Source organism: Paenibacillus sp. P4_A9, from assembly GCF_056402415.1.
Genome location: NZ_JBFUHL010000107.1, coordinates 1 through 9,901, shown reverse-complemented (window position 1 = coordinate 9,901; position 9,901 = coordinate 1). Strand labels below are relative to the sequence as shown.

Below are 9,901 nucleotides of genomic sequence, written 5' to 3'. Positions count from 1 at the left end.
CATCAAAAGTACTCATAATCGGCTCCAATCTAGCAATTCGTTCATCTTCACATGAAATTCATGTCCCCAATAATTTCGGTTCATCAAATCTGTCAACGCGGGCATATGTCTGTCTGGTTGAGCTTGCATAGTTCTTAGAATCGGTTCATAACGATCAGGCCGATTTCGAAGGACATTAAAGAGAAACTCATGCGCTAATGGCATCAGCGGAACCTCTTGCTCCTCAACTGTAGCAGGACAAGCATAGTTTTCTCCTAGGTATTCGACCTCAACTTGATAGACGGACCCCAATGCTTTTACTTTAAAATCGCCAACAACCTCAACCACGTGACCGTCAATGCGATAATGACTCAGCATAGAAGCATATATAGGCGTCTCGCTAAATTCAGGCTGATCAATCGCGTAAGGCTGCAGCAACGTATGCACCTTTTGGACATCATTCAGATCTATATAAATATCCAAATCTCTTGGACTTCTTCCTATATCCACGTTGTGCATCAGAAGACCACAGCTTCCACCAACCAACCATCGCACATTGTGAGCTTGCTGTAACCTTGTATGAATAGTCGAAATCGACGGGAGTAATGGCTCCAGCAGTTTCATCATGCCCACACCTTTCAGGCAGTAAATTTTAAAAATAAGGCTTATGCGTAACTGAAATTGTTCCCGCTTGCTTTACCACGCATTGACAGGCTAGTCTATAGCCCTGTTCAAGCTCTTCAGGCTCTAAACGATCTTCTTCCGCTTCTGAAGTCTCAGAAAGCAGCTCGCGGCCTTCAGCTACATAGCAGCGGCACCTTGCGCAGGTACCTCGCGTGCAGGAAAACCCCCAATCCACATCTGCTTTCAGCGCATGATCCAGAATCGTTAATCCCGTTTCCGGCGTAAGCTGTATCTGTGTTTTGCGTGTTTTCAATTCTAACATGACGATTTCCCCTCCGGTCGGTTAAAACAAAGAAGATAGCATAAATAGTAAAATGGGGATAAACATTAGAAAAGCGATAAAAGATAGTACACCGCGCCATAAACCTGTCGTTCTTGTTCGTGCATATGAGATTAGAAATGATGCGACAACCATCAGTCCCATGGCTACAAATGAGGCCCACATTTTGTCTAAAGGTGACATCGTATTAACTCCTTATGTAAAAATCGTTGAAATGAAACACATGTAAGTATAGCACAGAATAAGAAAAAAACATAAAGGGGATGAGGATCCCCTTCATGCTTCCTATTTCTTACCCATCATCATGTTCATTAATTGCTGCATGTTATTGGTGTCAAGTTTACTACTTTTAACGGCTTGAACGATATCATTAATGGTTTCTTCCGATACCTTGACGTTAACTAAACCTGAAACCTGTTTAATGAGTGCCCTTAATTGCGTTTCACTCTGCATTGTAGAAGGTTTCACACCACTTGCAATTTTTTCAATATCTTTAGATGTAACGGATTTGCCCGTCTTCTTCTTGACCACACTCAATACGTCCTTGGACATATCTTTATTCGCCAACTGTGCCGCCTCCTATACCCTAAGCTGATGAGAACTCCTGATAGGGTATAGTATGAATGCGGAGAAGAACTGGTGTAGGCTATCTCCAACCTTTTGTTTACCGTGTCATCGGTAATTCTTCCATTTCGTGCGTCCGTACGCGCCCCATTAAATCTCTCACAGCAAGCAAAGGCGATTTACTTTCGAAAAGGACGTTATGTAATTCGTTCGTAATCGGCATCGTGACATCGAATCGGCTGGCCAGGTCATAAGCTGCTTTCGTCGTTTTCACGCCTTCTACTACCATCCCCATCTCTTTCAGGACTTCGTCTAGAGGAATACCTTTCGCTAACTGATAGCCAGCTCGAAAATTCCGGCTATGTTGACTTGTACACGTCGCAATTAAATCACCAATTCCCGCAAGCCCCGCAAAAGTAAGCGGATTCGCTCCCATTGCAGTACCAAGGCGGGTAATTTCTGCGAGTCCCCGAGTAACAAGCGCTGCTTTGGCATTATCGCCAAATTCCAAGCCATCCGTAAGTCCTGCGCCAAGCCCAATGATATTCTTGAGCGCGCCACCGACCTCAACACCTATGACATCTGGATTTGTATACACTCGGAAATAGCTAGTAATAAGCAGATCCTGAGCCGCCTCCGCGGCCTTCAAATCTTGCGCAGCCACAACAACTGTTGTTGGCATTTTGCGGATGACTTCTTCCGCGTGACTTGGGCCCGAAAGGACGACAAATCGCTTCGGATCGAGCTCAGGTAGCTCATCTGCAAGTATCTCGGTCATACGCTTGAGCGTCCCCGTTTCAAAGCCTTTGGTCGCATGAATGACGAGCGCATCCTTCTTCAGAAAAGGACGCATCCGCGAAGCGACCTCACGCATGCCAGAAGACGGCACAACCATAATAATGGCATCCGCATCTTTCACGGCATCCTGTAAGGAATTAGTTGCTATAATCGAAGGAGATAGCGTTACATCCCCCAGAAAACGACTATTCGTGTGCTTCTCATTAATTTCTACCACTTGTTCTTCGTTACGAGACCATAGAAGTACTTCTTTCCCATTATCCGCCAATACCGAGGCGAGTGCCGTCCCCCAACTTCCAGCTACAAGGACCGATACTTTTTGTGTCACGGTTTCCCCTCCTATGCGTAGATGTTCTTAGAACAATTTCGTTAGGCTCTTTTCTGGCCCAGCTTGTTTTCTTTTCCTTGGATAAGCTTCACAATGTTCGTTCGATGACGTAAAAAAGCAAATGCACATAGCAAGATACTTATCCACAAAACAGGTACAGGCCGGTCCATTCCCCAAATTAGAAAAGGTAAGAGTGCTGTAAGTATAAGGGATCCGAGCGATACAAATCGTGTGATAGCTATGATGACGATTGCTGTTAGGCCAGCGATCAACGTAGGAAGAAAACAAAGTGTCGCCATGACCCCAATGGTAGTCGCAACTCCTTTACCACCCCGGAAGCCAAAAAATACGGGCCAATTATGTCCTACTATCGCTGCCAAACCACATAAGACGCGAATCCAGATGTCATCAGGTCCTGGAGCAGCCCAAACCCCCAGTAAGACCGCGACGACACCTTTCAAGGCATCCAGCAGCAGGACGAGGATTGCAGGGCCTTTCCCTAGTACGCGGAGCGTATTCGTTGCCCCAGCGTTTCCGCTGCCATGCTTGCGGATATCAATCCCCTTAAGCCATTTTCCGAATAAATAACTAAAGCTTATGGATCCTATTAAATAGCCCACTACAATTGTTATTATCGAAAGCAATGTACAACATCTCCTATTCTTTGTCTGAAGTTTTTCTACGGCTCAAGATGCGAATGGGTGTGCCTTCAAAGCCAAAGGCAGCACGAATTTTATTATCCAGATATCGTTCGTATGAGAAATGCATAAGCTCAGGTTCATTCACGAAGAGAACGAACACTGGCGGTTTAACAGCCACTTGTGTAACGTAGTTAATCCGCAGACGCTTTCCTTTATCCGTTGGTGGTGGATTGTAGGCAACCGCATCGGAAACAACGTCATTGAGAAGATGTGTTTGTACACGCAAAGCATGATTCTCAGCTACTTGAACAATGACAGGCAGCAATTTATGAAGACGTTGCGTAGTCTTAGCTGATACAAACACAACCGGCGCGTAGCTCAAGAACAAGAAATGATCACGAATCGTAGTCGTGAAATGCTGCATCGTTTTATCATCTTTCTCTACGATGTCCCATTTGTTTACGACAATCACAATCGCTTTTCCTGCTTCATGCGCATATCCCGCAATGTGTTTATCTTGTTCAATAATGCCTTCTTGACCATCAATTACGACCAATACCACATCTGCTCGCTCAATGGCTTTCATGGCACGCATCACACTATATTTCTCTGTGTTCTCGTAAACTTTACCTCGTTTACGCATACCTGCGGTGTCAATGATAACGAACTTCTGTCCATCACGTTCAAAAGGTGTATCGATCGCATCCCGCGTGGTTCCTGCAACGTCGCTCACTATAACTCGCTCTTCTCCAAGAATCGCGTTCGTCATCGAGGATTTCCCTACGTTTGGACGGCCAATCAGTGCAAATTTCACGACTTCATCGCCGTACTCATCATCCGTTTTATCCGGGAATAAATTACAAACAACCTCAAGCAGATCACCAATACCAATCCCGTGCGAGCCGGAGATTCCAACGGGATCGCCGAAACCAAGAGAATAGAACTCATAAATATCATCTTGACGCGCCAAGTTGTCCACTTTATTCACGGCCAAAACGACTGGTTTCTTGGAACGGAACAATAGCTGCGCTACTTCTTCATCCGACGGAGTTACCCCTGCCTTCGCGTCGACCATGAACACGATGACATCCGCTTCTTCGATCGCAAGCTCAGCTTGTACACGAACAGATTTCAGTATCGCGTCCTCGCCATCAATTTCAATACCACCGGTATCAATGACGCTGAAAGAGGTATTCAGCCATTCACCAACACCATATAAACGATCCCGTGTGACACCTGGTTTATCTTCTACGATCGCCATGCGATCGCCTACGATTCGATTAAAAATGGTGGATTTGCCGACATTCGGTCGGCCTACAATTGCAAGTACGGGTCTACCCAATTTACATCTCTCCTTCGATTTCCATGATATTTCATGGAAAAATACGCAACTTACATCATAACAAAAAAGACGCGCCTTGGCTAATCTCTTTTGAGACTCCGCCAAAAAAGCGCATTGTATATGAAGTTTTTCGTTATTTCCATCTACTCCCTCTGCGGATTATCCAATTTCTCACAACGGTTCGGCATCCATTATACGCAGCTTGTATCATGATTGTTAAGGTCCTCGCTGTGAAGATGGAAAGCCACCATTGATCTTGAAAAGTAGCCATACCGAGCTGATGAAAGCCATCCATTTTATGGATACCCGCTTGATACATATCCCCAATCAGATAACCGATCGAAATCGCCGCAATCTGCTCCCAAGCATTGCGCTGAACAACAACGGCAACAATAGCAATCAGCAGTGCCGTCTGCCATTCTGAGTTTCGAATAATAAGAATAGGGTCCATCTCGAGTAATTGTTGAAATAAAAAATGGAGTGAACCGATCAGAAGACCGATGGAAAGCAGATGGAGCTTATGTATAAAGCCATGTGTGACATAAAGAATACTGAATGAAATCGTAAGTACAACGACATAAACAAGCTGAATATGTACATGTTGTATGGTTACGGTTATTCGTGTTCCTATAAGCCATGAGACAAAAAAAAGAAGCATGCCCTTATGCGAAATACTTCTGATGTACAGTTCCTTCCAACCACTGGCGAGCAAGATCAACGTGATGCAAAGAAGAATAAGCGACAGATAACCGGCATTCATAATCAAACCACCCTAGCCTGCGTAGCATTCGACGACAACTTAACGACATCGATCTGCTAGCGGATCTTCAGACTCCCTATCAATATCAAATAAGGGAGATCTGCCTGATCCTTAGTATGGCAATATTTTGATTATTTACTCTGATTGCTTCGCCCTGCATATGAAGTTAAGTCAATGCCTCTCGCATGACACCATTCAGCAGTGTCTCCTACAATGACTACGGGACATTGTGTTAAGGCTTGTATGGAATTGGCGCCTAGCGCCGTCATAATTAAGATGAGTCCTTGGTGAAGCTCTTCGGCAAACGCGTGTAGGGCATCTACGCCGTCCGTACGCAGTACCTTGAGAAATGAACCTGCCATACCAACCGCTGATGCTCCTAAGGTAAGTACTTTTGCTGCTTCCAATGCATTCGTAATACCGCCTGAGGCAATGACAGTACCTGAAGGATAGACGGAAAGCGCCTCTAACAAAGTCATGCTCGTCGGTGTTCCCCAATCATTGAGCCACGCTAATGCCACGGATCTTCTCGCATTTTCAATTGCAGCAAAATTCGTTCCGCCAGAACCGCCTACATCTAAAATCTGAACACCAATGTCCTGCAATTGCTTCGCGTTATCACGTGAAATGCCAAAACCAACTTCTTTCACGATAACCGGTACAGGTACATCACGAACAATGCTCTCAATGCGTTTGAGCATACCTACGAAGCTGCGATCTCCTTCTGGCATAATCAGCTCCTGCATGACATTCAAATGAATTTGAAGCGCATTCGCTTCAATCATATCTATGGCACGTAATGCTTGATCTGTTGTGGCTTCGCTGCCCAAATTAGCAAATATAATACCGTTTGGATTCTCGCGCCGCACGATTTGATAGCTGGATGCCACTTCGCTATTTTTAATAGCTGACATCTGGGAGCCAACAGYCATAGACAAGCCTTTCTCCCTCGCGAGTATCGCCAATTCGCGATTAATGCTCTCTGTCTCATGAGCGCCGCCGGTCATTGCATTAATTAAAATCGGCGAACTCATAATGAGATCGCCGATTGTTGTGTTTAAAGCAATATGATCCGTCGATGTCTCAGGAAGACAGTTATGCACAAGCTTGATATCCGACAGCCCTTGCTGGCGGGTTTGACCAAGCTCCAGCGCGTAATGGACATGCTCCATTTTGCGTGAGATGCGCATTCCTATACCCTCCTAGAAGTTGGATCTATTTATTTTTTGAATTTAGCTAATTTATCTCCAAAACGCTCACCAAGTGTCATGGACAAGCCTTGATTGCTTAGGGATACGTTTTCGTTACCAGCAATTTCTTTTTGGTGGCTAGCACTGTTACCGCGGTCACGATCGCCGCGCGGTTGTCTTTCTCTATCTGGTTTACCTGCAGCAGGAGCCGCTGCACCAGCTGGCGCTTCAGGAGCATCTTCCGTTTCTTTAATGCTCAAGCTAACGCGTTTCTCAGCCAAATTGATTTCCAAGATTTTCACTTGTACTTCTTGGCCATCTTTCAATACTTCATGCGGAGTACCGATGTGAYGGTGAGCAATTTGAGAAATGTGAACAAGGCCTTCAACACCTGGAGCCACTTCAACGAATGCACCGAAAGCTGCAAGACGTTTTACAGTACCTGTAACGATATCGCCTGCTTTGAAATCACGCTCAACATTTGACCAAGGACCATCTTGTGTTGCTTTGATGCTCAAGCTGATTTTGTCATTGGACGGATCAAGTTTAAGGATTTGCACCTTCACTTTGTCGCCTTCTTTAACAACATCAGAAGCTTGTTCTACGTGCTGCCAAGCAAGCTCGGAGATATGAACAAGACCGTCAATACCACCGATATCAACAAATGCACCGAATTGTGTCAAACGTTGAACTGTACCATCCAGTACTTGACCAACTTGAAGACCTTCGATGATTTTCTTTTTGTTTGTTTCGAACTCTTCATCCAAAATATCTTTTTGGGAAAGGATGACTTTGTTTTTCTCGCGATCGATTTCTTTCACACGAAGGCGCAATGTGCGACCTTTGTAAGCGGAGAAATCTTCTACGAATTGACGCTCAACCATAGATGCAGGTACGAAACCACGTACACCGATATCCACAACTAGTCCGCCTTTAACAACTTCAGCAACCGCAGCTTCGATAATTTCTTTGCTCTCTAGTTGTCCTTGCAGCGTTTCCCAAGCTTTTTCGTTGTCAACGACACGTTTGGACAAAACCAATGTTTCTTTCGCATCGTTAATGGAAACGATCTTCAATTCAACTTCTTGACCAAGCTCAACCGCTTGCGCAGCATCATTCAAGCTTACGGATGAAAGCTCACGAACAGGGATAACACCATCGTATTTGTAACCGATATCCACGAAAGCTTGATCAGCGTCTACTTTAACGATTTTGCCTTTAACTGTAGCGCCTTTCTTCAGCACAGCAACATTGTTAAGTGCGTGCTCTGCTTCTGCTTGTGAAACGGCTGTTTCTTGAGCTTCCTGTGATTGATCTTCAACTTTTACTTCATCTGACATGAGATTAGCCTCCTCTATTTAAAACCAACAAAAAAATTTATAAGTCACAAAGCAGCAGGCAAGCTCCTACTCTGTTTCAAACACAACAATAAGTTCAATCACTTTAAGGTTAGTATAATTCCAAGCTTTCGATTCCATACATTTCTCATTAGGCTTTACTAGTAACTGTATGTAGTCGGCGAATTGCTTTCATGATTGCTTCTGTCGCCTGCTCCAGATCTTCCGAACTAGCTCCTGCAAAAGCACTCATATCGAGAGGTGCCCCATAAACGATCGTCATACGGCGGAAAAGAGAATAGGTACCCACGATAGCTACCGGCACGACTGCTGCACCCGATTTCAATGCAAGGCTTGCTGCACCTTTCTTACCCATCCCACCTGCATTACTTCTAGATCCTTCTGGAAAAACCCCAAGCATATTACCATCACGAAGCAGCTGTACAGCAAGTCGGATCGATTCTCTGCTTACGCCTCCGCGTTTCACAGGGAATGCGCCTACTCTTGAAATGATAAACCCAAGTACAGGAATATCAAACAACTCCGCCTTGGCCATGAAATGTACCTTCCGCCGCAGTGGTGTTCCTAAGAATGGGGGGTCCAAGAAGCTAGTATGATTACCACACAGAACAACTGCACCCTGTGTTGGGACATTCTCCATTCCGATAGCACGCATACGGAAAAATACGATGAAAATAAATCGAAATAAGGCTCGTCCGATGCGATATAGCATCTTTATTTGCCACCTCCGACTTTGTCCTTACAAAGTCCAAGAATTTCGTCCACAACTTCTTCAATTGTCATTGACGTACTGTCCATTAACACGGCATCGTGCGCCCTGCGCAGCGGCGAAATTTCCCTCTGCTCATCGAACTGATCTCGACGTGCTATATCCTGCTCCAGCTCGGAAAGAGTCATTGTGTTCGCACCACTGTTCTGTAACTCCTTGAATCGGCGCTCAGCACGTTCCTTCACACTCGCAGTTAAGAAAACCTTGATTTCCGCATCTGGCATGACATGCGTTCCAATGTCACGGCCGTCCATGACTACGCCTTTGGAAACGGTCATTTGCTTCTGTAAACCAACTAACAAATGGCGCACAGCACCATAGCTGGCAATTTGCGAAACATGTGCCGTAACGTCCGTTGAACGAATCGCCTTCGTCACATCAACACCATCTACAAATACCTGTTGTCCCTCATCTCCAGGAATGAGCTCAATCATCATACGATTGGAGAGCGTAGCCACTTCTGTTTCTTGCTCAGGTAGCAGCCCTTCTTGCTGTACTTTCCAGGTTACTGCTCGATACATGGCTCCTGTATCCACGTAAATGAAACCAAGCGCACCAGCAACTAGCCGTGCAATGGTACTTTTACCGGCTCCAGCAGGACCATCTATGGCAATATTGAACTTATCCAAGCTGCTGTTCCTCCTAACAATACTTCACAGTACCTTACGTACAAAAAAGCAGGCACTTGCCTGCTAATTACTAGAAATTATACCACACTACATGGTCATATGCAAAACTTGGGTTCCGTTGCACATTGATTTCATGCGCCTAGGAGCGTTCTCTTAGGGGATGTTCTGGCACTATATATGGCTGTCCTTCTAGGGGCTCAACACGAGTGAAATGCTTACGGATATACGCATTTTGGAGCAAAGCTTGTACACAAACTAGCAGAATAATAACGACAAGCGCAGCTCTTATAATGACCTTCTCTACGCTTGCAGAGAATCTTATAAATAACTGCTCATAGGGTTCACTCTCTTGCTCCTTCGACATGACATCACGCTCCTGCTAGCATCCAATATGCATAGCAGTATACCCGTTGCATCCCACTCTCAATCCTTAGCGTTTCCGAAAATCCATTTGTCTTTCAAAGCAAAAACGAATCAGCTTCTGCCTCTCTCTGTCTGCAATCTCCGCGAATCTGATCATAACAAGCTGCTTACCCGTTTCGTTAACTTTCACGCGTACAACTTCACCTGTAAATGGAA

At 45.1% G+C, this 9,901-nt stretch carries 14 protein-coding genes; all 14 read right to left on the bottom strand.

Features of this window, described 5'->3' with window-relative positions; genetic code table 11:
* Window positions 1-12 precede the first annotated feature (12 nt).
* Window positions 13-603 (bottom strand): nucleotidyltransferase domain-containing protein, encoded by a 591-nt coding sequence (locus AC1DVJ_RS28820; RefSeq protein ID WP_477595959.1) that lies wholly within the window; start codon window positions 601-603, stop codon window positions 13-15.
* A gap of 28 nt (window positions 604-631) precedes the next feature.
* Complete coding sequence (locus AC1DVJ_RS28815; protein WP_477595957.1) at window positions 632-925, bottom strand: 2Fe-2S iron-sulfur cluster-binding protein; 294 nt, start codon at window positions 923-925, stop codon at window positions 632-634.
* A gap of 21 nt (window positions 926-946) precedes the next feature.
* The gene (locus AC1DVJ_RS28810; RefSeq protein ID WP_477595963.1) at window positions 947-1,078 is read right to left on the bottom strand and encodes a DUF2768 family protein; all 132 of its coding nucleotides are present in this window, start codon (window positions 1,076-1,078) and stop codon (window positions 947-949) included.
* 150 nt (window positions 1,079-1,228) lie between these two features.
* Window positions 1,229-1,510, bottom strand: a complete 282-nt coding sequence (locus AC1DVJ_RS28805) for a stage VI sporulation protein F (protein WP_314795905.1) — start codon at window positions 1,508-1,510, stop codon at window positions 1,229-1,231.
* A gap of 97 nt (window positions 1,511-1,607) precedes the next feature.
* Window positions 1,608-2,633, bottom strand: a complete 1,026-nt coding sequence (locus tag AC1DVJ_RS28800; RefSeq protein WP_477595954.1) for an NAD(P)H-dependent glycerol-3-phosphate dehydrogenase — start codon at window positions 2,631-2,633, stop codon at window positions 1,608-1,610.
* A 41-nt stretch (window positions 2,634-2,674) separates the two neighbouring features.
* Complete coding sequence (gene plsY, locus AC1DVJ_RS28795) at window positions 2,675-3,277, bottom strand: glycerol-3-phosphate 1-O-acyltransferase PlsY (RefSeq protein WP_477595952.1); 603 nt, start codon at window positions 3,275-3,277, stop codon at window positions 2,675-2,677.
* Between the two features lie 13 nt (window positions 3,278-3,290).
* Entirely contained in the window at window positions 3,291-4,616 is a 1,326-nt protein-coding gene (gene der / locus AC1DVJ_RS28790; RefSeq protein WP_477595951.1) for a ribosome biogenesis GTPase Der, read from the bottom strand.
* A 133-nt stretch (window positions 4,617-4,749) separates the two neighbouring features.
* Complete coding sequence (locus tag AC1DVJ_RS28785) at window positions 4,750-5,376, bottom strand: YphA family membrane protein (RefSeq protein ID WP_477595949.1); 627 nt, start codon at window positions 5,374-5,376, stop codon at window positions 4,750-4,752.
* Window positions 5,377-5,507: 131 nt separating this feature from the next.
* Window positions 5,508-6,566, bottom strand: a complete 1,059-nt coding sequence (fni, locus tag AC1DVJ_RS28780; protein WP_477595947.1) for a type 2 isopentenyl-diphosphate Delta-isomerase — start codon at window positions 6,564-6,566, stop codon at window positions 5,508-5,510.
* A 29-nt stretch (window positions 6,567-6,595) separates the two neighbouring features.
* Entirely contained in the window at window positions 6,596-7,906 is a 1,311-nt protein-coding gene (gene rpsA / locus AC1DVJ_RS28775) for a 30S ribosomal protein S1 (RefSeq protein WP_477595945.1), read from the bottom strand.
* 148 nt (window positions 7,907-8,054) lie between these two features.
* A complete protein-coding gene (locus AC1DVJ_RS28770) occupies window positions 8,055-8,636 on the bottom strand; it encodes a lysophospholipid acyltransferase family protein (protein ID WP_477595943.1) in 582 nt (193 codons plus the stop codon).
* A gap of 2 nt (window positions 8,637-8,638) precedes the next feature.
* Entirely contained in the window at window positions 8,639-9,322 is a 684-nt protein-coding gene (gene cmk, locus AC1DVJ_RS28765) for a (d)CMP kinase (protein ID WP_477595941.1), read from the bottom strand.
* Window positions 9,323-9,461: 139 nt separating this feature from the next.
* Window positions 9,462-9,686 carry a hypothetical protein gene (locus tag AC1DVJ_RS28760; RefSeq protein WP_477595939.1) on the bottom strand — a complete coding sequence of 75 codons (225 nt, stop codon included), beginning with the start codon at window positions 9,684-9,686 and terminating at the stop codon, window positions 9,462-9,464.
* Between the two features lie 66 nt (window positions 9,687-9,752).
* The coding region (locus tag AC1DVJ_RS28755) for a PilZ domain-containing protein (RefSeq protein ID WP_477595961.1) at window positions 9,753-9,901 on the bottom strand (149 nt) is incomplete at its 5' end.

Coding starts and splice junctions, on each gene's coding strand:
- AC1DVJ_RS28820 (WP_477595959.1), bottom strand. CDS start 603: ATGAAACTGCTGGAGCCATTACTCCCGTCGATTTCGACTATTCATACA.
- AC1DVJ_RS28815 (WP_477595957.1), bottom strand. CDS start 925: ATGTTAGAATTGAAAACACGCAAAACACAGATACAGCTTACGCCGGAA.
- AC1DVJ_RS28810 (WP_477595963.1), bottom strand. CDS start 1,078: ATGGTTGTCGCATCATTTCTAATCTCATATGCACGAACAAGAACGACA.
- AC1DVJ_RS28785 (WP_477595949.1), bottom strand. CDS start 5,376: ATGAATGCCGGTTATCTGTCGCTTATTCTTCTTTGCATCACGTTGATC.
- AC1DVJ_RS28770 (WP_477595943.1), bottom strand. CDS start 8,636: ATGCTATATCGCATCGGACGAGCCTTATTTCGATTTATTTTCATCGTA.
- AC1DVJ_RS28760 (WP_477595939.1), bottom strand. CDS start 9,686: ATGTCGAAGGAGCAAGAGAGTGAACCCTATGAGCAGTTATTTATAAGA.